This is a genomic window from Tardiphaga sp. vice304 (assembly GCF_007018905.1).
Classification (GTDB): Bacteria; Pseudomonadota; Alphaproteobacteria; order Rhizobiales; family Xanthobacteraceae; genus Tardiphaga.
The window spans coordinates 468,791-488,873 of the sequence record NZ_CP041402.1; the positions used below are offsets into that span (position 1 = coordinate 468,791).

At 64.6% G+C, this 20,083-nt stretch carries 20 protein-coding genes and 1 pseudogene; 12 read left to right on the forward strand and 9 right to left on the reverse strand.

Translation table 11 applies throughout. The annotated features are described in order from the left end of the window. Nucleotides 1-100 precede the first annotated feature (100 nt). The 6 genes from FNL56_RS02145 to rpmI all read right to left on the reverse strand — a co-directional run bounded on the left by FNL56_RS02145 (nucleotide 101) and on the right by rpmI (nucleotide 5,692). Nucleotides 101-868, reverse strand: coding sequence for a sulfite exporter TauE/SafE family protein (locus FNL56_RS02145; protein WP_246661499.1), 768 nt, complete (start codon nucleotides 866-868; stop codon nucleotides 101-103). Beyond that, nucleotides 865-3,270 (reverse strand): phenylalanine--tRNA ligase subunit beta, encoded by a 2,406-nt coding sequence (gene pheT / locus FNL56_RS02150; protein WP_143571374.1) that lies wholly within the window; start codon nucleotides 3,268-3,270, stop codon nucleotides 865-867. Before pheT ends, FNL56_RS02145 begins: the two co-directional genes overlap by 4 nt. Continuing rightward, nucleotides 3,267-4,349: a phenylalanine--tRNA ligase subunit alpha gene (gene pheS, locus FNL56_RS02155; protein ID WP_143571375.1), complete on the reverse strand. Its 1,083-nt coding sequence runs from the start codon at nucleotides 4,347-4,349 to the stop codon at nucleotides 3,267-3,269. The genes pheT and pheS overlap by 4 nt, the downstream gene beginning before the upstream one ends. Beyond that, nucleotides 4,342-4,989, reverse strand: a complete 648-nt coding sequence (locus FNL56_RS02160) for a hypothetical protein (RefSeq protein ID WP_143571376.1) — start codon at nucleotides 4,987-4,989, stop codon at nucleotides 4,342-4,344. The genes pheS and FNL56_RS02160 overlap by 8 nt, the downstream gene beginning before the upstream one ends. Nucleotides 4,990-5,061: 72 nt before the next feature. After that, entirely contained in the window at nucleotides 5,062-5,421 is a 360-nt protein-coding gene (gene rplT / locus FNL56_RS02165) for a 50S ribosomal protein L20 (protein WP_143571377.1), read from the reverse strand. A gap of 70 nt (nucleotides 5,422-5,491) precedes the next feature. After that, entirely contained in the window at nucleotides 5,492-5,692 is a 201-nt protein-coding gene (gene rpmI, locus FNL56_RS02170; protein WP_044405954.1) for a 50S ribosomal protein L35, read from the reverse strand. Nucleotides 5,693-6,001: 309 nt separating this feature from the next. On the opposite strand from rpmI, the gene FNL56_RS02175 reads away from it, so the two are divergent. After that, nucleotides 6,002-6,433 (forward strand): hypothetical protein, encoded by a 432-nt coding sequence (locus tag FNL56_RS02175; RefSeq protein ID WP_143571378.1) that lies wholly within the window; start codon nucleotides 6,002-6,004, stop codon nucleotides 6,431-6,433. Between the two features lie 217 nt (nucleotides 6,434-6,650). Here the strand turns inward: FNL56_RS02175 and infC are convergent, their stop codons facing one another. Then, nucleotides 6,651-7,190: a translation initiation factor IF-3 gene (infC, locus tag FNL56_RS02180; protein ID WP_143575989.1), complete on the reverse strand. Its 540-nt coding sequence runs from the start codon at nucleotides 7,188-7,190 to the stop codon at nucleotides 6,651-6,653. A 269-nt stretch (nucleotides 7,191-7,459) separates the two neighbouring features. Here infC and FNL56_RS02185 point away from each other — a divergent pair, with 269 nt between their 5' ends. The 11 genes and pseudogenes from FNL56_RS02185 (at nucleotide 7,460) to FNL56_RS02235 (ending at nucleotide 18,002) form a co-directional block, all read left to right on the forward strand. After that, nucleotides 7,460-8,248, forward strand: a complete 789-nt coding sequence (locus tag FNL56_RS02185) for an alpha/beta hydrolase (protein WP_143571379.1) — start codon at nucleotides 7,460-7,462, stop codon at nucleotides 8,246-8,248. Between the two features lie 140 nt (nucleotides 8,249-8,388). Further along, the gene (locus FNL56_RS02190; RefSeq protein WP_143577437.1) at nucleotides 8,389-9,681 is read left to right on the forward strand and encodes a glutamate-5-semialdehyde dehydrogenase; all 1,293 of its coding nucleotides are present in this window, start codon (nucleotides 8,389-8,391) and stop codon (nucleotides 9,679-9,681) included. An 18-nt stretch (nucleotides 9,682-9,699) separates the two neighbouring features. Continuing rightward, nucleotides 9,700-10,350, forward strand: a complete 651-nt coding sequence (locus FNL56_RS02195) for a nicotinate-nucleotide adenylyltransferase (RefSeq protein ID WP_246660834.1) — start codon at nucleotides 9,700-9,702, stop codon at nucleotides 10,348-10,350. 376 nt (nucleotides 10,351-10,726) lie between these two features. After that, a complete protein-coding gene (gene rsfS / locus FNL56_RS02200; RefSeq protein ID WP_143575991.1) occupies nucleotides 10,727-11,095 on the forward strand; it encodes a ribosome silencing factor in 369 nt (122 codons plus the stop codon). 229 nt (nucleotides 11,096-11,324) lie between these two features. Beyond that, the gene (rlmH, locus tag FNL56_RS02205; protein ID WP_143571381.1) at nucleotides 11,325-11,807 is read left to right on the forward strand and encodes a 23S rRNA (pseudouridine(1915)-N(3))-methyltransferase RlmH; all 483 of its coding nucleotides are present in this window, start codon (nucleotides 11,325-11,327) and stop codon (nucleotides 11,805-11,807) included. Nucleotides 11,808-11,837: 30 nt separating this feature from the next. Beyond that, nucleotides 11,838-13,217, forward strand: a complete 1,380-nt coding sequence (locus tag FNL56_RS02210) for a murein hydrolase activator EnvC family protein (protein ID WP_143571382.1) — start codon at nucleotides 11,838-11,840, stop codon at nucleotides 13,215-13,217. Then, complete coding sequence (locus FNL56_RS02215) at nucleotides 13,214-14,599, forward strand: S41 family peptidase (RefSeq protein ID WP_143571383.1); 1,386 nt, start codon at nucleotides 13,214-13,216, stop codon at nucleotides 14,597-14,599. Before FNL56_RS02210 ends, FNL56_RS02215 begins: the two co-directional genes overlap by 4 nt. Before the next feature lie 251 nt (nucleotides 14,600-14,850). After that, entirely contained in the window at nucleotides 14,851-16,050 is a 1,200-nt protein-coding gene (locus FNL56_RS02220; protein ID WP_143571384.1) for a divergent polysaccharide deacetylase family protein, read from the forward strand. A gap of 78 nt (nucleotides 16,051-16,128) precedes the next feature. Then, nucleotides 16,129-16,632 (forward strand): RNA pyrophosphohydrolase, encoded by a 504-nt coding sequence (locus FNL56_RS02225; protein ID WP_143571385.1) that lies wholly within the window; start codon nucleotides 16,129-16,131, stop codon nucleotides 16,630-16,632. Beyond that, nucleotides 16,608-17,128, forward strand: a pseudogene (locus tag FNL56_RS02230) (RNA pyrophosphohydrolase). The gene FNL56_RS02225 and the pseudogene FNL56_RS02230 overlap by 25 nt, the downstream one beginning before the upstream one ends. Nucleotides 17,129-17,228: 100 nt before the next feature. After that, a complete protein-coding gene (locus FNL56_RS02235; RefSeq protein ID WP_143571387.1) occupies nucleotides 17,229-18,002 on the forward strand; it encodes a tellurite resistance TerB family protein in 774 nt (257 codons plus the stop codon). A 69-nt stretch (nucleotides 18,003-18,071) separates the two neighbouring features. On the opposite strand, the gene FNL56_RS02240 is transcribed toward FNL56_RS02235, so the two are convergent. Together FNL56_RS02240 and atpD are read right to left on the reverse strand one after the other, a co-directional pair. Then, nucleotides 18,072-18,479, reverse strand: coding sequence for a F0F1 ATP synthase subunit epsilon (locus FNL56_RS02240; RefSeq protein WP_143581742.1), 408 nt, complete (start codon nucleotides 18,477-18,479; stop codon nucleotides 18,072-18,074). Between the two features lie 139 nt (nucleotides 18,480-18,618). Beyond that, nucleotides 18,619-20,058 carry a F0F1 ATP synthase subunit beta gene (gene atpD / locus FNL56_RS02245; protein ID WP_143571389.1) on the reverse strand — a complete coding sequence of 480 codons (1,440 nt, stop codon included), beginning with the start codon at nucleotides 20,056-20,058 and terminating at the stop codon, nucleotides 18,619-18,621. Between the last annotated feature and the right edge of the window lie 25 nt (nucleotides 20,059-20,083).

The following is a 20,083-nucleotide window of genomic DNA, read 5'->3' on the forward strand; positions in this document are numbered from 1 at the left end:
ATGAACATTTCGGGATTCCGGGTTCGCGTTCGGCTACCGCCGCACGCGCCCCGGAATGACAGTGAGGGGATGATTCCGCAGGTATGGCGGTAGACGAAGTCTATCGAAACATCCCATCGAACAGCGGCAGGCTGATCAGCGCCGATACCACGACCAGCACATAGCAGATGCGGCGGAAGGTTTCGTCGCTGGCTTTGCCGAACAGCTTCGAGCCGAGCCACAGGCCGAGCGCGAATACCGGTCCGGTGATCACCGCGAGGCCGAGGATCGCCGTGGTCCACAGCCCGCCGATCGAATAGCTGACGATGATCAGCAGGTCCGCAATGAAGAAATACAGGATGATGTTGGCGCGGGTGACCGCAGCCACGGCGGCGTCGCGCAGCCAGTACATCACCACCGGCGGGCCGCCGAGTTGCGCCAGTCCGCCGAAGAAGCCGGCGATGCTGCCGACGCCGATCGTCGCTGCCGGCGTGGGCTTGCCGGGAAAGCGCCAGCCGCAGGCCAGAAGCGCCAGCATCAGGCCGATCAGCGTGACGATGATCCAGCGGATCGTGAGCGGATCGCCCCACGCCAGCATCATCGTGCCGAGCGGCACGCCGACCAGCGCGCCGAGCGAGATGATGCCGACGTCGTGCCGGTCGGCGCGGCGCCAGGCATTCGGGATCAGCGTCAGCGTAGTGAGGAAATCGATCAGCAGCAGCAGGGGTGCCGCAACCTGCGCGCCCATCATTTTGCTGGCAATCGGCATGAAGATCAGCGCCGAGCCGAAGCCGGAGAAGCCGCGGGCAAGCCCCGCGACAAAGGCGGTGATGACGACGAGGAGAAGCGAGCCGGTGGAATAGGAGGCAAGGCCAAGAGTGGCCATCATCCCCGCAACGTTCCACCCGTCTTCTTCGTCACTTCCGCCACGATCTTCGCCGCCGCCGCCTCGATCTCGACATCGGTCAGCGTCTTCTCGCGCGGCTGCATGGTGACCGCGATCGCGACCGATTTCTTGCCGTCGTCGATGCCCTTGCCCTCATAGACGTCGAACACCGTGACGCCCGAGATCAGCTTCTTGTCGACATTCTGCGCGGCGCGGACGAGATCGCCCGACTTCACGCTGCGATCGACGATGAAGGCGAAGTCGCGCGACACCGGCTGGAACGCGGACAATTCCAGCACCGGCTTGGCGCGCGTCGCCTTCTGCTTGGCGTCGGGGATGCGGTCGAGGATCACTTCGAAGGTCAGCAGCGGGCCGTCGGCGCCGAGCGCTTCCGCGGCACGCGGATGCAATTCGCCGAAATATCCGAGAATGTTCTGCGGGCCGATCTGAATGGTGCCGGAGCGGCCGGGATGCAGCCACGACGGCCCGCCGGAGACGATCTGCAGCGCCTGCATCGGCGCGCCGGCGGCGGCCAGCACGGCGAAGGCATCGGCCTTGGCGTCGAGCGCGTCGGCGGTGACGGCGCCGGACCAGTGCCGGCCCATGCCCTTCGAGGACGCCATGCCATGGCGCAGGCCGGCGGCGGCGACAAACTGGTCCTGCGGGCGGTCGCCCTTGAACACCTGGCCGACTTCGAACAGCGCGAGATCCGAGAAGCCGCGATCGGCATTGGCCTGCGCGGCGCGCACGAGACCCGGCAGCAGGCTCGGCCGCATGTCGGAGAGATCAGCCGCAATCGGATTGGCCAGCGCCAGCTCGGGCGCGCCGCCGCCGAACAATTCGGCGTGCGGCTTCGAGATGAACGACCACGTCACAGCCTCGACCATGCCGCGCGCGGCGAGGGCGCGCTTGGCGCGGCGGGTGCGGAGCTGGATCTGGGTCAGGATCGGTTTGCGCGGCGCGTCGCCGCGCGGGAACGGCGTCATCGGCACCTTGTCGACGCCGTGAACCCGCATGATCTCCTCGACGATGTCGGCCTTCCCCGTGACATCGGAACGCCACGGCGGAATCGCCACTTTCACGACGGGGCCGCTGCCGGCCATCATGAAGCCGAGATGGCCGAGGATGCGGCGCATCTCGGCCGGAGGCACGTCGATCGCGGCGAGCCGCTTGACCTCGGCGACCGGGAAATCGATCACGCGGTCATCGGCGAAAGCCTTGCCGATGACGATGTTCTCCGACGGCGTGCCGCCGCACAATTCCATCACCAGCTTCGTCGCCAGTTCGAGGCCGGGCAGCATGAAGGCCGGATCGACGCCGCGCTCGAAGCGATAGCGCGCATCCGAATTGATGCCGAGCCGACGACCGGTCTGCGCGATGTTGATCTCGTTCCACAGTGCGGATTCGATCAGCACGTCGGTGGTGCCTTCGTCGCAGCCGGAGGCCTCGCCGCCCATGATGCCGGCCAGCGATTCCACGCCGTTGTCGTCGGCGATGACGCAGGCCTTGTCGTCGAGTCTGTAGGTCTTGCCGTCCAGCGCCAGCAAAGTCTCGCCGTCGCGGGCGCGGCGCACCACGATGTCGCCATGCACCTTGGCGGCATCGAACACGTGCAGCGGACGGGCGCGATCGAAGGTGAGGAAGTTGGTGATGTCGACCAGCGCGTTGATCGGGCGCAGCCCGATCGAGGTCAGGCGCTTTTGCAGCCATTCCGGCGACGGGCCGTTCTTGACGCCGCGCACGAGGCGCATCGCGAAGCCCGGGCACAACGTCGCGTCTTCGACGGTGACCTTCACCGGGCAGGGGAATTCGCCCTTGATCGGGTTGATCGCGGGATTCTTGAACTTGCCCATGTCGGCGGCGGCAAGATCGCGCGCGATGCCGAACACGCCGGTGCAGTCCTGCCGGTTCGGCGTGAGATTGATCTCGATCACGGGGTCGCCGAGCTTCGCCCAGTGGGCATAGGCTTTGCCGACCGGCGCGTCAGCCGGCAGCTCGATGATGCCGTCGATGGCGTCGGGCAGTCCGAGCTCGCCGGCCGAGCACAGCATGCCCTGGCTCTCGACGCCGCGGATATTGCCGAGGCCGATGGTGAAGTCCTTGCCCGGAATGAACGTGCCGGGGCGGGCGAGCACGGTCTTCAATCCCGCGCGCGCATTCGGCGCCCCGCAGACGATCTGCAATGGCGAGGCCTCGCCGACATTGACGGTGCAGACGCGCAGCCGGTCCGCATTGGGATGCTGCACGGCCTCGACGATCTCGGCGATCGTGAACGGCTGCAACAGCTTCGCAGTGTCCGCGATGTGCTCGACCTCGAGCCCGATCATGGTGAGCTTGTCGGCGAGCGTCTCGAGCGACTCGTCGGTGTCGAGATGTTCTTTCAGCCAGGAAAGGGAGAATTTCACGAGCTTAATCCTCCGGCCAGCGTCGGCATTTCCAGCGGCTTGAAGCCGTAGTGATTGAGGAAGCGCACGTCGCCCTCGAACAATTGACGGAGATCGCCGATGCCGTATTTCAGCATCGCGATGCGGTCGATGCCCATGCCCCAGGCGAAGCCCTGGTACACATCGGGATCGATGTTGCAGGCGCGCAGCACGTTGGGATGCACCATGCCGCAGCCGAGAATCTCCAGCCAGTCCTCGCCTTCGCCGAAGCGGATCTCGCCATTGCCGCGGCGGCACTGGATGTCGACTTCCAGCGACGGCTCGGTGAACGGGAAGAACGACGGCCGGAACCGCATGTTGATATTGTCGACCTCGAAGAACGCCTTGCAGAATTCGTGCAGGATCCATTTGAGGTGGCCAAGATGCGCGGTCTTGTCGATCACCAGGCCTTCGACCTGGTGGAACATCGGCGTGTGCGTCTGGTCAGAGTCGCTGCGATAGGTGCGGCCCGGACAGATGATGCGGATCGGCGGCTCCTGCGTGAGCATGGTGCGGACCTGCACCGGCGAGGTGTGGGTGCGCAGCAGCTTTCGCACGCCGTCCGAATCAGGATTGAAATAGAACGTGTCGTGCATCTCGCGGGCCGGATGGCCCTCGGGGAAGTTCAGCTTCGTGAAATTGTAGTCGTCGGTCTCGATGTCCGGACCTTCGGCGATGGCAAATCCCATATCGGCGAAAATGGTGGTGAGTTCGTCCATCACCTGGCTGAGCGGATGCACGCGGCCCAGATCGGCCGGAGCGTCGCGCAGCGGCAGCGTGACGTCGATGGTTTCGGATGCGAGCCGCGCGTCGAGGGCGGCGTTCTTCAGGATGTCGCGCCGCGCGGTCAGTGCCTGCGTCACCACATCCTTGGCGAGGTTGATCGCGGCACCCTCGGTCTTGCGCTGCTCCGGCGTCATCTTGCCGAGCGTGGAAAGAAGCGCCGAGATCGAGCCCTTCTTGCCGAGCGCACCGACGCGCACCGCCTCGATGGCGGCCTCGTCGGAGGCGCCTGCGATGGCGGCAAGGATTTCGGTTTGGAGAGTTTGAAGATCAGACATGGCTACCAACGGAGGCTTGTTGCTTCTGGATTCGGTCGCAGAGGATAAGGCCGATACGGGGCGGATGGCCTTTCAGCGTGGCGAGGTCGAGTTGGACGGGGGTTGTTCGTTCATTAATGATGAGACTTACGATAGCAAACGCCATCGAGCCACCCCTGTTGCCATGTCCGGGCTCGGCCCACGGGCTCAGCTTCTCGGCCAGTTCATCCACCGTCCCCGAAGCGCCGGTGAACGTCAGCTGTTTGATCGCACTCAACTTGATGCTTTGCGAGGGGATGCCAAAGCGAAGGTCGCGATCGTTGATGAAGAGCGGCGCTGTCTTGCTTCGATCGGCCAAGCGACGTCTCCAGCGGGGAATAGCGCCGATGGCGACTGCCATCATGAGCAGGCCCATGATCGTCTTGTAATAGGGCAGGTTCAGCAGAGCTGAATAACGACCGGTCGACTGGTCCCCTGCATATTCGGCGTAAATGAGCCAAGCTCCGAAAGCAGCAAGCGATGGGAGGCCAAGGGCGCCCCACCACCAGAGTTTTCGGCTTTCATCGAAGCGAAGTTCGCCGGATCGCTCTTGCGCGTCGAGCGCGGCGTAAGGATCGGTCGAGATCCCGGTCCATGTGCCTGAATCGATGACAGTGTTCATGCCAGCCGCACCAACCAAAAGCCTGCCAGGCGATGCCGGCAGGCTCAGAGTCGGTCTGCCGGCATAAAGTCATTAAGCCGCGAGAGCGGCCTTGGCCTTCTCGGCGATCGCGGTGAACACCGCGGGCTCGTGGATCGCGAGATCCGACAGCACCTTGCGGTCAACCAGCACGCCGGACTTGGCGAGGCCGTTGATGAACACGCTGTAGGTCATGCCGAGCGGACGGACGGCGGCGTTGATGCGCTGGATCCACAGAGCGCGGAACGTGCGCTTCTTGCGCTTGCGGTCGCGGAAGGCGTACTGGCCTGCCTTTTCGACGGCCTGCTTGGCGGTGCGGATCGTGTTCTTGCGACGGCCACGGAAACCCTTGGCGGCCTTGTAGACTTTCTTGTGCTTGGCGTGAGCTGTCACACCGCGTTTGACGCGAGCCATGACTGGTCTCCTTCAATTCAAAATGAAAAACAGGGTGCCGCGCGAACGCAGCCGTGATGACGTGAAAACGTCAGGCGTTCGGCAAGAAATACTTCTTGATGTTGTCGCCGTCGGTCTTGAACAGCACGCGCGTACCGCGGAGCTGACGAATCTGCTTCTTCGTCCGCTTGATCATTCCGTGGCGCTTGCCGGCATGGGCCGACATCACTTTGCCTGTTCCGGTCACTTTGAAGCGCTTTTTGGCGCCCGACTTGGTCTTCAGCTTGGGCATTTGGCTCTCCTATGGCCCGCACGCCTGTTGCGCCCGAGGGGCGCTGCGCCGGCTAAAATGCTCGCTAGAGCGTTGAAAGTGCTCGACTTATTGCCTCACGGAAGAAGTCAGCACGGACATCGGCACGGCAGCCCTTGATGAGCCGGCCGATGAAGGTTGGGTTTATGGCAGAGGATAGGGGAATTGGCAACGATTAACGCTGCTTAAGAGTCGTTTGCTGCGCGGCTGCGCCGCACTGGCCGGAACGTTTCATGATCCTTATCTGTTGCATGACCAACAAACGGCACGAAACGAAATCGGGACGACACCATGGCCAGCAATTCCAGCAAGTCACCCAAGGCAATCGCCATCAAGCAGGACGCCAAGCGCATCACAACGCTGAAGTGGCTGTTCGCCGCGGCCGGCGTCGCCGCCGCCATCGCGCTGGCAGGTGCCGCGCATGCCGCAACCTCCCATGACGGCAACTGGAAAGTCACGATCATCACCGAATCCGGCAATTGCGATCCGGCCTACAGCTATCCGGTCAAGGTCGTCGGCGGCAAAGTCAGCTACAATGGCGACGGCAGCTTCGAGATCTCCGGAAACGTCGCCGACGCGGGCTCCGTCAACGTATCGATCGCCCGCGGCGATCAAAAGGCCAATGCCTCTGGCAAGATCTCCGGCAACGCCGGCACAGGGCAATGGAGCGGCAAGTCCGCGACCACGACCTGCACCGGCCGCTGGGAAGCCAGCAAGAGCTAGGCTGTCATTTCGGGGCGAGAGCGGCGTCAGCCGCGAGCGAACGTCCGCCACTCCAATTGGAGTGGCGGAGAACATCGGCATGGGACGATGAACATTTCGGGATTCCGGGTTCGCTCGGACTTTCGCCCTGGTGCCCCGGAATGACGGCGTAGCTAAAGAAAAAGGCCCGCCAGAAACCTGACGGGCCGAAATCATTTATAATCTAACCAAATAGCGATCAGCGCGGCGCCAGAACCATCACCACCTGGCGGCCTTCGAAACGCGCGTCCTGTTCGACCTTGGCGTATTCGGCGACGTCCGCCTTCACCTTGTCGAGCAGCTTGGTGCCGATTTCCTGATGCGCCATTTCACGGCCGCGGTAACGCAGCGTGATCTTGACCTTGTCGCCTTCTTCGAAGAAGCGCTGCATCGCGCGCATTTTCACTTCGTAGTCGTGGTCGTCGATCATCGGACGGAGCTTGATCTCCTTGATCTCGACGATCTTCTGCTTCTTGCGGGCTTCCGCGGCCTTTTTCTGGGCCGAATATTTGAACTTCCCGTAGTCCATGATCTTGCAGACGGGAGGGCTGGTATTGGGCGAAATCTCGACCAGATCCATGCCGGCTTCCATCGCCATTTTCACAGCGATCGTCGTTTCGACAGTGCCGTGGTTGAGGCCTGTCTGATCAATCAGCTGAACCTGGGCGTTGCGGATTTCATCGTTGGTGCGCGGCCCGTCTTTGGTCTGGGCGGGCGGGGCTCTGTTGGGACGGCGAATGGGTAACTCTCCAATGTTGTGAAGGAAGGCGACAGTTTGCAGGAAGTGAGCGTTTTGAGCAAGCAAACTCACAATGATGCAGGTCAAAACGCGGAAATACGCGGCATTTGGGCCGGGCAAACGCGCAAAACGCAGCAAATGGCGCCGACCAAGCTCAAATAGAGCGCCCGCGGACGTTGCGCAAGCCGCACCGGGCCGCAAACGCCACGCGGTATCGGCGTTGACGGGGCTGTGCCGCTCGCTCAAACAGCTTCGAAACGAGGTCATCCATGAGCAGCCCGGCGTCAACAGCCCCCACTTTCATCACGGTCGGCAGCGGCCCCGCCGCCCGGCGCATCGCGCTGCGGATCCGCGAGGGCACGTCGCCCGGGCTGTTCTGGATGAGCGGCTTCAAGTCCGACATGCAGGGCGGCAAGGCGTTGGCGCTGGATGCGTTTGCGGCGGAGCAGGGGCGCGCCTGCGTCCGCTTCGACTATTCCGGCCACGGTGAATCCGGCGGCGCCTTTGTCGATGGCACCATCGGTCGCTGGCTCGAGGACAGTCTCGCGGTGTTCGACGCGGCATGCCAGGGCCCGCAGGTGGTGATCGGCTCGTCGATGGGCGGCTGGATGGCGCTGCTGCTGGCGCGCGCACTGGCCCGCCGCGGCATGATCGGCCGCGCCACGCTGAAAGGCCTGGTGCTGATCGCGCCGGCGCCGGACTTCACCGAAGCGCTGATGTGGAACGGCTTCTCGCCGCAAGTGCGCGAACAGATCATGCGCGACGGCTGCTGGATGCGGCCGTCGGAATATGGCGAGCCCTATCCGATCACTAGGCAACTGATCGAGGAAGGCCGCGACCATCTGCTGCTCGGCGGCAGCATCGAGCTCGGCTGCCCGGTTCGCATCCTGCAGGGTCGGCTCGATCCCGACGTGCCGTGGAAGCACGCCTTTCGCCTCACCGAGCGACTGCCAGTCGACGACGTCGTGCTGACGGTGATCCCGGACGGCGACCATCGGCTGTCGCGGCCGCAGGATCTGGCGCGGATCATTGCGGCGGTGGAAGACATCTCGAAGTAGGCCGCTGGGTCCGTCCTCGATCGAACTACCAATTCGGTTGAGCGGCCTTGTCGCCGACCGGCCGCGGCGCCGCTCCCTTTGACCTTGCGGGCCGAAGTCCCTATTTTATGGCGAGTTTCTCCTGACCGCCCGGGCCTGACATGACCGCCTCGCTGAAAGCCATCGACGGCACGGCCGATCTGCCGTTCCTGATGAACGACCTCGCGCTGGCCGCCCGCGCGGCGGCGCGGGCGCTGGCGATAGCGCCGACGGAACAGAAAAACCGCGCGCTGGCGGCGATGGAGCGCGCCGTCCGCGCCGGCGAAACGGCGATCCTGGCCGCCAATGCCGAGGATGTCGCCGAGGTCCGCGCCAATGGCGCAACCTCCGCCTTCATCGACCGGCTGACTCTGACACCGGCCCGCGTCAGCGCGATGGCCGACGGCATTCGCGTGATCCATGACATTGCCGATCCCGTGGGCGCCGTCACCGAGAGCTGGCAGCGGCCGAACGGCATGACCATCGAGCGGGTTCGCGTGTCGCTCGGCGTCGTCGCGGTGATTTTCGAGAGCCGGCCCAATGTCGCAGCGGACGCTGGCGTGTTGTGCCTGAAGTCCGGCAATGCCGTGATCCTGCGCGGCGGCTCCGACAGTTTCCGATCCTGCCGCGCGATCCACGAATGCCTGGTGCAGGGCCTGCGCGAGGCCGGATTGCCCGAGGCCGCGATCACTCTGGTGCCGACCCGCGACCGCGCCGCGGTGGGCCTGCTGCTGTCAGGCCTGAACGGCGGCGTCGATGTCATCGTGCCGCGCGGCGGCAAGAGCCTGGTGGCGCGCGTCGAGGCCGAGGCCCGGGTGCCCGTGTTCGCGCATCTCGAAGGCGTCAACCACGTCTATGTCGATCGTGCCGCCTCGCTGGAGATGGCCAAGTCGATCGTGCTGAACGCGAAAATGCGCCGGCCCGGCGTCTGCGGCGCCACCGAGACGCTGCTGGTCGACCGCGCGGTGGCGGCCACGCATCTCAAGCCGCTGGTGGAAATGCTGATCGAGGCCGGCTGCGAAGTCCGCGGCGATGCCGCCGTGCAGGCGGTGGACGGCCGTGTCAATCCGGCGACCGACGCGGACTGGGATACCGAATACGAGGACGCCATCATCTCGGCGCGGGTCGTCGATGGCCTCGACGAGGCGCTGGCGCATATCAGGGATCACGGCTCGCACCATACCGACGCGATCGTGACCGAAAATGCGGCAGCGGCGACGCGCTTCCTCAACGAGGTCGATTCCGCCATCGTGCTGCATAATGCCTCGACGCAGTTTGCCGATGGCGGCGAGTTCGGCTTCGGCGCCGAGATCGGAATCGCCACCGGCAAATTCCACGCCCGCGGCCCGGTCGGCGCCGAACAGCTCACCAGCTTCAAATACCGCATCCACGGCACCGGTCAGACCCGGCCGTGATGAACATGGCGCGCGCGCGTGGCGACTGAACTGGAGCCTGCAGTCCCCGGCCGGGCTTCTGCGGGCCACGCCATCCCGTTTCACAGCGCAGGCCAGCGGATTGGGCTGCTCGGCGGCTCGTTCAACCCGCCGCATGCCGCGCACCGGGCGATTTCGCTGTTTGCGATGAAGCGGCTGCAACTGGATCGCGTCTGGTGGCTGGTGTCGCCGGGCAACCCGCTGAAAGACCGCAGCAATCTGCATGACCTCGCCGAGCGCGCGGCCGCGGCGCGGGCCATGGCCAACCATCCGCGCATCGACGTCACCTGCCTGGAGACCGCGATCGGCACCCGCTATACCGTCGATACCATCACCTATCTGCGAAGGCGTTGCGCCAGCGCCTGTTTTGTCTGGATCATGGGCGCCGATAATCTCGCCCAGTTCCACAAATGGGAAAACTGGCAGCAGATCGCCGCGCAGGTGCCGTTTGCGGTGATCGACCGCCCGCCGCTGACCCTGCGCGGCCTGGCGTCCCCGGCGGCGCAGGCGTTGTCGCGGGACCGGATCCCGGAACGCGACGCCGGGATGCTGGCCGACCTCGACCCGCCGGCCTGGGTGTTCCTCACCGGGCTGAAGCTTGCGATGTCCTCGACCCGGCTGCGCAACGCCGATGGCAGCTGGAAGACGTAATTCCACAACACCGCGTCGATAAGTGCTATAGGAACGGCCTGGAATATTGAACCCACGACTCCCTCATCATAGTCTCTTCATCGGGCGCCGGATCAGGCGCCCCGACCCGTGAAAGGAATGGTCCCTGGCCACTTCTGTATCGACGAAAACCGGCGCCAAAAAGAAGGCCCCGGCCAAGGCAGCCTCCAAGGCCGCTTCCAAGCCTCCAGCGAAAGCTGCTGCTCCCAAATCTGCTGCGAAGAAAGCCGTCGTGCCGAAAAAGGCGCTTGTCGCCAAGAAGGCAGTAGCGCCGAAGAAGGCTTCGGTTGCTAAAGCTTCCGTCGCCAAGGTTGTCACGCCCAAGGTGACGAAGGCCAAGAAGGCCGCGCTGGCCGGCCTGCAGCCGCGCGACAGCGCCGATGTGGTGCTCGACCTCATTCTCAAGCGGCTCGACGACATGAAGGCGGAAGAGACCGTCACCATCGACCTGCGCGGCAAGTCGGCGTTCTCCGACTACATGGTCATCACCACAGGTCGCTCGAACCGTCATGTCGGCTCATTGGCTGAGACCGTCGCCAAGGGGCTCAAGGAATCCGGCAACAAGAAGCTCCACATCGAGGGGCTGCCGAATTGTGACTGGGTGCTGATCGATACCGGCGAGGTGATCGTTCACGTCTTCCGCCCGGAAGTGCGCGAATTCTACAATCTCGAACGGTTGTGGACGCAGAGCCCCGGCGACGACAAGATCGAACTCAAGGCGGTTTGATATCGAGGCTCTTTCACCGGATCGTGCCGATGATGTTTTGTCACCTCTCCCTTGGGGAGAGGTCGGATTGCCTGGCGATGCGTAGCATCGACTGGGCAATCCGGGTGAGGGGTTTCGTGCCATTGATAGGCCGGTGCCCCCTCACCCCAGCCCTCTCCCCAATGGGGAGAAGGGGCGCAGCGACAGTGCGTCGATGCGCTTTAGTTGAACAAGTCAGACCCTAGCCCCTATGCATCTGGTTCTCATTTCCATCGGCAGGCTCAAGCAGGGTCCGGAACGCGAGCTGGCGGAGCGTTATCGCGATCGCTTCGACGATATCGGCCGCAAGCTCGGTTTTCGCGGCCTCGCGATCCATGAAATTCCGGAAAGCCGCGCCCGCGATGCGGCGACCCGAATCGCCGAGGAGGCCGCCGCGATCACGGCGTTGATCCCGGAAAAGGCCGTGATCGTCGCGCTGGACGAGCGCGGCACCAGCGTCGACAGCCCGAGCTTTGCCCGCCATCTCGGCCGCTGGCGCGACGAGCAGGTGGGGCACACTATTTTCGTGATCGGCGGCGCGGACGGACTTTCGCCCGAATTGCGGCGCAGAGCCAAGATGAGTATTGCGTTCGGCGCAGCGACCTGGCCGCATCAGATGGTGCGGGTCATGCTTCTCGAACAGATCTACCGGGCGGCGACGATTTTGTCCGGACATCCGTATCACCGCGTTTAGGTTCTTCCAGCGAAAGCGACGATCCGCTCGATGCACGCACCGCGGCCCAATTCTGGTGAAATCCACACCGCTCGCCGCGGCTGGCTGCAGGCGTCGTCACTGCCCATCGCCGTGCTGGCAAGCCTGGCTGGCGTGAGCGCGCAGCCGGCGCGCGCGCAGCTCGCCGCCGCACCGATCCAGCAGGCCATTGCGCCGACCACCGATATCATCCGGCAGCGCGAGCAGGAGCTGCAGGCCGCGCGTGCGCAGCAGAAGGCGGCGGCCGAACTGCAGGACAAGCTCAAGGCCGATATCGCTGCGCTAGGCCAGGACCGCGGCAAGCTCAACCAGCAACTGATCGACATTGCCGCCCGCGTGCGCGGCGTCGAGAAGGGCATCGACGATGCCGAAGCGCGGCTCGGCCCGCTCGACGCACGCGAGCGCGAGATCCGCGGTTCGCTGCAATCGCGCCGCGCCGAAATCGCCGAAGTGCTGTCGGCGTTACAGCGCGCCGGTCGTCGCGCGCCGCCGGCGCTGTTCGTGCGTCCGGAAGACGCGCTGAAATCGCTGCGCACCGCGATGATGCTCGGCTCCGTGGTGCCGGACATGCGCGTCCGTGCCGACAAATTGATCGCCGACCTCAGCGAACTGGTCGCCTTGCGCAAGACCATCGCCGGCGAGCGCGACCAGTTGGCCGCCGATCGCGACAGGCTCAGGGACGACCAGACCCGGCTGTCCTCGTTCACCGAGGAACGGCAGAAGCAGCAGGCGGCGGCCGAAAAGGACATGGCGTCCGAGGCCGCGCGCGCGCTGTCGCTGTCGAAGCAGGTCGACAGCCTGCAGGGCCTGATCGCCAAGATGGAGCAGGACTCCAAGGCGGCCGCCAAGGCCGCGCAGACCGCCAGCCTGCAGGGCGCGCCGGCCGCGCTCGGCAATGGCAAGCCGAACCTCGGCGCCCTGAAGGATTCCGCGCGGATGAGCCCGGCGATCGCCTTTGCCTCGGCGAAGGGCATGTTCGCGCTGCCGGTCAACGGCATCCGGATTCGCGACTTCGGCGGTTCCGATGGTGTCGGCGGCGTCGAAAAAGGTATTTCGCTGGCCGCCCGCGCCGGCGCCCAGGTCACAACCCCGTGTGATGGCTGGGTTGTCTATTCCGGGCCGTTCCGCTCCTATGGACAACTCTTGATCCTAAACGCCGGTGGCGGGTATCATGTGTTGATTGCCGGAATGGAACGCATCTCCGTCAATATCGGCCAGTTCGTTCTGACGGGTGAACCGGTCGCTGTCATGGGATCGACATCCCGGGTAGCGTCTGTTCTGGCGGCCAATGCCAGCCAGCCCGTGCTTTATATCGAGTTCCGTAAGGATGGCACTCCCATCGACTCTGGCCCATGGTGGGCCGCAAACGAAGGCGAAAAGGTTCGCGGATGATGCGCAAGACTTCGATAATCCTGCTCAGTGCTGCCACCGGCGCCGCCCTGACGCTCTTCGTCACGCAACCGCGCGCGGTGTTCATGGGAACCAGCGCCCGCGCTGCGACCTCCGACACCTATCGCCAGCTCAATCTGTTCGGCGACGTGTTCGAGCGCGTGCGCTCCGACTATGTCGAGAAGCCCGACGACAGCAAGCTGGTGGAGTCCGCGATCTCCGGCATGCTGACCGGCCTTGATCCGCACTCCAGCTACATGGACGCCAAGAGCTTCCGCGACATGCAGGTGCAGACCCGCGGCGAGTTCGGCGGCCTCGGCATCGAAGTCACCATGGAAGACGGCCTGATCAAGGTGGTATCGCCGATCGACGATACGCCGGCGTCGAAGGCCGGCATCATGGCCAACGACGTCATCACCAGCCTCGACGACGAGGCGGTGCAGGGCCTGACCTTGAACCAGGCCGTCGAAAAGATGCGCGGCCCGGTCAACACCAAGATCAAGCTGAAGATCGTCCGCAAGGGCAAGGACGATCCGCTCGACGTGACCCTGGTGCGTGACAACATCCGCGTCCGCTCGGTGCGCGCGCGCGTGGAGAGCGATGACATCGCCTATATCCGCATCACCACCTTCAACGAACAGACCACCGAAGGCCTCAAGCGCGAGATCGCCGCCCAGACCGCCGCGATCGGCGCCGACAAGCTCAAGGGCTTCATCATCGATCTCCGCAACAACCCGGGCGGCCTGCTCGAAGAAGCCGTTACCGTTTCGGATGCGTTCCTGGAGCGCGGCGAAATCGTCTCGACCCGCGGCCGCAACGCCGAGGAAACCCAGCGCCGCACCGCGCATCAGGGCGACCTCACCAAGGGCAAGCCGGTGGTCGTGCTGATCAATGGCGGCTCCGCCTCGGCATCGGAAATCGTCGCCGGCGCGTTGCAGGACCACAAGCGCGCCACCACCATCGGCACCCGTTCGTTCGGCAAGGGTTCGGTGCAGACCATCATCCCGCTCGGCTCCGGCAACGGCGCGCTGCGGCTGACCACGGCGCGCTACTTCACGCCGTCCGGCAAGTCGATCCAGGCCAAGGGCATCGTGCCGGACATCGAGATCGTCCAGGACGTGCCGGATGAATTGAAGTCGCGTACCGACACCAAGGGCGAAGCCTCGCTTCGCGGCCATCTGAAGAACGACGGCGACGAGAAGACCGGTTCGCAGTCCTACGTGCCGCCGGATGCCAAGGACGACAAGGCCCTCAAGGCCGCCGCCGACCTGCTGCACGGCATCAAGGTCACCGCCAACACCACGGACGACAAGCCCGCGGCGAAGCCGGACGAAAAGGCCTCCGCCAAGCCGGATGCCGCGAAGCCCGCGACCAAGTCGAACTGACGGTTTGACCCACGGAATGACGAAAGGGCGGCCCTCGGGTCGCCCTTTTTATTGGTCGATCGGAGGCGCACCGGTTCCCCTCCCCCCTCGTGGGGTCTGGCGAACCAATTCGTTCGCCATGGGTGGCCGCGCGCAGCGCGGAGGGGAGATGGGACGATGGATCCGCTACCTGCGAGTGTGCTTCCAATCCCTTCCGTTGCCCCTGCCCCGCCGTGGTATCTTCGGCCACTGATTCGGGAGGTCGATGAATCGTGTCGAGCGACGATCTGAGCGCCCCGCTCGGACAGACAGAGCCCCGCAAGCGCAGGTTCCGGTTGCCGGTGTCGCCGCCGCAGGCGATCGCGGCCGTGCTGGGCGTGGTGCTGCTCGGCTTTCTCGGGTTTGCGATCTTCGGCAACGATCCGATGGGCGGCGAACCGGTCGCGCGCATCGCCCTGAAGCCGCCGGCGCCGTCGGAGGAAAAGCCGCCCGTCGAGGTCAAGCGAGGCCCCGCCAAAGCGGCCGAGAAGGCACCGGAGGTCGGGGGCCAGAAGACCATCACCATTATCGACGGCTCCTCCGGGGCCCGGCGCGATGTCGTTGTCTCCAGCGACGGGGCGGAAAACGCGTCGGAACCGGCGGGGTCTGCCGCCGTGCCGGTGATGGCCGGCAGCAATCCCAAGCTGCTGGAAAAAGCCCGCTACGGCATGGTGCCCATCGCTGCCGACGGCATGAAGCCGGTATCGGCCTATGCTGCGGGCTCCGACGCCGAGCGCGCCCGGGCCATGAAAATCCCGAGCATCGCGATCGTGATCGGCGGCCTTGGCGTCGGTGCCGCCAAGACGACCGAAGCGATCATGAAGCTGCCGGCCGCGGTGACGCTGGCCTTCACGCCCTACGGTTCCGATCCCGGCAAACTGGTCGAGCGGGCCCGCGCGCAGCGCCACGAAGTGCTCTTGCAGGTTCCGATGGAGCCGTTCGATTATCCTGACAACGACCCCGGCCCGCAGACGCTGCTGGCGACGGCCTCGGCTGAACAGAACCTCGATCGGCTGCTGTGGCACATGAGCCGGTTCCAGGGCTATGTCGGCCTGGCCAATTTCATGGGCGCGCGTTTCGTGGCCGCGGATTCCGCGATGCAGCCGGTGCTGCGCGACGCCGCCAAACGCGGTCTGGCCTATTTCGATGATGGCACCGCGCCGCGCAGCGTCGGGCAGGCCGTCGCGGAGGGCACGGCAGTTCCATTCGCGCGGGCGGATCTCGGCATTGACACGTCGCCCACCTCGGCCGACATCGACAAGGCGCTGGCGAGGCTGGAAAGCCTGGCCAGGGAACGCGGCTATGCGGTCGGCACCGCGTCAGCGCTGCCGATCTCGATCGAACGCATTGCGGCCTGGGCTAAAACGCTGGAGAGCCGCGGCGTGATGCTGGTGCCATTGACAACCGCGATGCTGAAATCAAAATCAAGCTAGCGTCTTTGGTCTAGGGTGAGTTCGACACAGCCGAATCGCTGCGTGAACGGCGTAAGAGACGCGAGAGGCATTGACGGAATGGCGCGCTACGAAGATCTGCCCTATCGAACCTGCGTCGGCATGATGCTGATCAATCCGCAAGGCCTGGTTTTTATCGGTCGCCGCTCCGGCGGCATCGAGCATGTCGATGAGACCCATGTCTGGCAAATGCCGCAGGGCGGCGTCGATCCCGGCGAAGATGCCTGGGAAGCTGCCAAGCGCGAGCTTTACGAAGAAACCAGCGTGAAATCCGTCGAGAAACTCGGCGAAGTGCCAGACTGGCTGATCTACGACATTCCGCGCACGGTCGCCGGCCGCGCCTGGAAGGGCCGTTACCGAGGCCAGCGCCAGAAATGGTTCGCGGTGCGCTTCACCGGCGACGATACCGAGATCAACGTGGTGGCGCCCGGTGGCGGACACAAGCCGGAATTCATCAAGTGGCGCTGGGAGCCGATGAAGAACCTGCCGGACCTGATCGTGCCGTTCAAGCGCCCGGTCTATGAGCGCGTGGTGAAGGAATTTTCCAGGTTGTCTGGCGAGTAACGCTCGTGTCCGACAAACCCTATCGCCCAATGTCGGCGTCGCTCTGTTCAACGCTGAAGGCCGCGTCCTGATCGGCCGGCGCTTCAGGGATGACGGGCCGGAGATCGTTCTCCCGGGGCTGGAATGGCAGATGCCGCAGGGCGGCATCGATGCGGATGAGGATTCTCGTGTCGCGGTGATGCGCGAGCTCTTTGAGGAGACCGGCGTGGTGCATGCCGACTATCTCGATGAGACCGACTGGATGACCTACGATTTCATCGCCTTCGACGATCCGACGCATCGCTTCGCAAGGTATCGCGGCCAGCGCCAGAAATGGTTCGCGCTGCGCTTTACCGGCAAGGATGAGGAAGTCGATCCGCTGACGCCGCGCAACGGCCAGCCGGCGGAATTCGACGCCTGGCGCCGGGAACGGCTGGACCGCGTGGCGGATCTCGTGGTGCCATTCCGGCGCGAGGTCTACCGCGCGGTGGCCGCCGAATTCGCGCGCTTCGCCTGAAGGTCCATCCGGTCGCAGGACATCACGCCGCAGCTTTGTGTCCTTACATCGTCGCGTTCCGACCCTACCTCGTGATCTCCATCAAACGAGGAATGACGCGATGTTCGATCCCAAAAGTATGCTCGACCAGTTCATCGGCGGGCTGAATCAGGGTGGTCCCAATCAGCAGGCGGGCGGCCGGCCGGATGGCGGGCTTCTCGGCAAGGGTGGCGGCGATCTGCTGCAGCAGGCCGGCAGCTTTCTTGGCGGCTTTGGCGGCGGCGCGATGACCGGCGGCCTGGCCGGCATGTTGCTCGGCTCGAAGGGCGGGCGCAAGATCGCCAAGAATGCGCTCACCTATGGCGGCATGGCGGTGGCCGGTGCGCTCGCCTATCGGGCCTATCAGAATTATCAGGCGGGCAAGCAGGCCTCGCCCGCCGGCGCGGTCGAGACCCCTTTGCTGCCGCCGCCGAGTGATACGCCGTTCAATCCGTTGCAGCCGGCAGATCAGCAATCACTCAGCCGTAACCTGTTGCGGGCGATGATTGCGGCGGCCAAGGCCGATGGCCATCTCGACAGCACTGAGCAGACCAACATCTTCGCGCAGATGGACCGGCTCAACGTCACTGCCGAGGACAAGGTGTTCGTGATGGATGAATTGCGCAGGCCGCTCGATGTCGATGCCGTGGCGAGCGGCGTGCGGACGCCCGAGGAAGCCGCGGAGATCTATACGGTCTCGCTGCTGGCCATCGACCTCGACAGCGCTTCGGAGCGGGCCTATCTCGGTTTGCTGGCGGCGCGGCTTTCTCTCGATGAGAAACTCGTCGCGCATCTGCATGCGACCGTGGATGGCTTCACCGCGGAGCCGGTGAAGGTGGCGCAGCCGTCCGTCTGAGCTGTCCGTTCGTCCAACAAAAAAGCCCCGGTTCGATCCGGGGCTTTTTTCGTGGCGCGCGAGAAGCGCTTAATGCATCGCCGTCGAATTGATGTGCAGCTGGATGACCTTGAAGTGGTCGAGACGCGCGATCGCGAGGTCGAGAACGGAACCCTCTTTCTCAGACAGCTTCTCTTCCATCGCCGCGATATCGGCGGCGAAGGCGGTGCGGTCGAGATCCTGCAGCGAGGTGGCGACGTCGGCCAGCACGGTGAGGCCCTTGTCGTTCACCTCGGCGAGGCCGCCGAGCACGATGATCGTGTGCCTGGTGGTGCCGCTGTAGATCGTCATGATGCCCGGACGAAGTGCTGCCACCATCGGGGCGGCACCCGCCAGCACGCCGAAGTCGCCTTCGCGACCGGGCACATCAACCTGATCGACTGCACCCGAGAAGGCGAGCTGTTGCGGCGAGACGAGGTCGAATTGGAAGGTGGCCATGGTGCAATCCGCTTACTGCTCCCTCCCCCCCTGCGGGGGAGGGTCGGGGTGGGGGGGTAACCACAGGCGAAGGTGCTTGTGGCACCCCCACCCCGGCGCAAGTGCGCCGACCCTCCCCGCAAGGGGGAGGGTTACAGAGTTAAGCGGCTTCGGCAGCCAGCTTCTTGCCCTTTTCGACGGCCTCTTCGATGGCGCCGACCATGTAGAAGGCGGCCTCCGGAAGGTGGTCGTACTTGCCTTCGCAAATCGCGCGGAAGCCCTTGATGGTGTCGGCGAGGTCGACGAACTTGCCCGGCGAACCGGTGAAGATTTCGGCGACGAAGAACGGCTGCGACAGGAAGCGCTCGATCTTGCGGGCGCGGGCCACGGCCAGCTTGTCCTCTTCCGACAGCTCATCCATGCCGAGAATGGCGATGATGTCCTGCAACGACTTGTACTTCTGCAGCACCTGCTGGACCATGCGCGCAGTCTCGTAATGCTCCTGGCCGACGATCAGCGGGGAGAGCATGCGCGAGGTCGAATCCAGCGGATCCACTGCGGGATAGATGCCCTTTTCCGAGATCGCGCGGTTCAGCACGGTCGTCGCGTCAAGATGCGCGAACGAGGTCGCCGGCGCCGGATCGGTCAAATCGTCGGCCGGCACGTAGATCGCCTGCACCGAGGTGATCGAACCCTTGTGGGTGGTGGTGATGCGTTCCTGCAGCGCGCCCATGTCGGTCGCCAGCGTCGGCTGATAGCCCACCGCCGAGGGGATGCGGCCGAGCAGCGCCGACACTTCCGAACCCGCCTGGGTGAAGCGGAAGATGTTGTCGATGAAGAACAGCACGTCCTGGCCCTGGTCGCGGAAATGTTCGGCGACGGTGAGACCCGACAGCGCGACGCGCATGCGGGCGCCCGGGGGCTCGTTCATCTGGCCGAACACCAGCGCGCACTTCGACTTCACCGAAGGGTCGGGATTGTGCGGATCGGCATTGACCTTGGACTCGATGAACTCGTGATAGAGATCGTTGCCTTCGCGGGTACGCTCGCCGACGCCGGCGAACACCGAGTTGCCGCCATGCGCCTTCGCGACGTTGTTGATCAGTTCCTGGATCAGCACGGTCTTGCCGACGCCGGCGCCGCCGAACAGGCCGATCTTGCCGCCCTTGGCGTAGGGCGCCAGGAGGTCGACGACCTTGATGCCGGTGACGAGAATTTCAGCTTCCGTGGACTGCTCGGTGTACATCGGCGCTTCCTGATGGATCGCGCGCAGGCCTTCGGACTCGATCGGACCGCCTTCGTCGATCGGCTCGCCGATCACGTTCATGATGCGGCCGAGGGTGCCGACGCCGACCGGAACCATGATCGGGTTGCCGGTGTCGCTGACCGGCTGGCCGCGGACCAGACCTTCGGTGGTGTCCATCGCGATGGTGCGGACGGTCGACTCACCGAGATGCTGGGCGACTTCGAGCACCAGACGGTTGGCACCGTTCATGGTTTCGATCGCGCTCAGAATCGCGGGCAGGTGGCCTTCGAACTGCACGTCGACGACGGCGCCGATGACCTGGGTGATCTTGCCGGTCTGGTTGGGGGTAGCCATGAAAACTTCTCCTTGAAGTCCGAAA

Bases quoted from the DNA above. Each gene is read 5' to 3' on its own strand.
- rpmI (WP_044405954.1), bottom strand. From the start codon at position 5,692: ATGCCCAAGCTGAAGACCAAGTCGGGCGCCAAAAAGCGCTTCAAAGTG.
- FNL56_RS02185 (WP_143571379.1), top strand. From the start codon at position 7,460: ATGAGCAGCCCGGCGTCAACAGCCCCCACTTTCATCACGGTCGGCAGC.
- FNL56_RS02235 (WP_143571387.1), top strand. From the start codon at position 17,229: ATGTTCGATCCCAAAAGTATGCTCGACCAGTTCATCGGCGGGCTGAAT.
- FNL56_RS02145 (WP_246661499.1), bottom strand. From the start codon at position 868: ATGATGGCCACTCTTGGCCTTGCCTCCTATTCCACCGGCTCGCTTCTC.
- rplT (WP_143571377.1), bottom strand. From the start codon at position 5,421: ATGGCTCGCGTCAAACGCGGTGTGACAGCTCACGCCAAGCACAAGAAA.
- FNL56_RS02210 (WP_143571382.1), top strand. From the start codon at position 11,838: ATGCACGCACCGCGGCCCAATTCTGGTGAAATCCACACCGCTCGCCGC.
- rlmH (WP_143571381.1), top strand. From the start codon at position 11,325: ATGCATCTGGTTCTCATTTCCATCGGCAGGCTCAAGCAGGGTCCGGAA.
- FNL56_RS02190 (WP_143577437.1), top strand. From the start codon at position 8,389: ATGACCGCCTCGCTGAAAGCCATCGACGGCACGGCCGATCTGCCGTTC.
- FNL56_RS02225 (WP_143571385.1), top strand. From the start codon at position 16,129: ATGGCGCGCTACGAAGATCTGCCCTATCGAACCTGCGTCGGCATGATG.
- FNL56_RS02160 (WP_143571376.1), bottom strand. From the start codon at position 4,989: ATGAACACTGTCATCGATTCAGGCACATGGACCGGGATCTCGACCGAT.
- FNL56_RS02215 (WP_143571383.1), top strand. From the start codon at position 13,214: ATGATGCGCAAGACTTCGATAATCCTGCTCAGTGCTGCCACCGGCGCC.
- atpD (WP_143571389.1), bottom strand. From the start codon at position 20,058: ATGGCTACCCCCAACCAGACCGGCAAGATCACCCAGGTCATCGGCGCC.
- FNL56_RS02175 (WP_143571378.1), top strand. From the start codon at position 6,002: ATGGCCAGCAATTCCAGCAAGTCACCCAAGGCAATCGCCATCAAGCAG.
- pheS (WP_143571375.1), bottom strand. From the start codon at position 4,349: ATGTCTGATCTTCAAACTCTCCAAACCGAAATCCTTGCCGCCATCGCA.
- FNL56_RS02240 (WP_143581742.1), bottom strand. From the start codon at position 18,479: ATGGCCACCTTCCAATTCGACCTCGTCTCGCCGCAACAGCTCGCCTTC.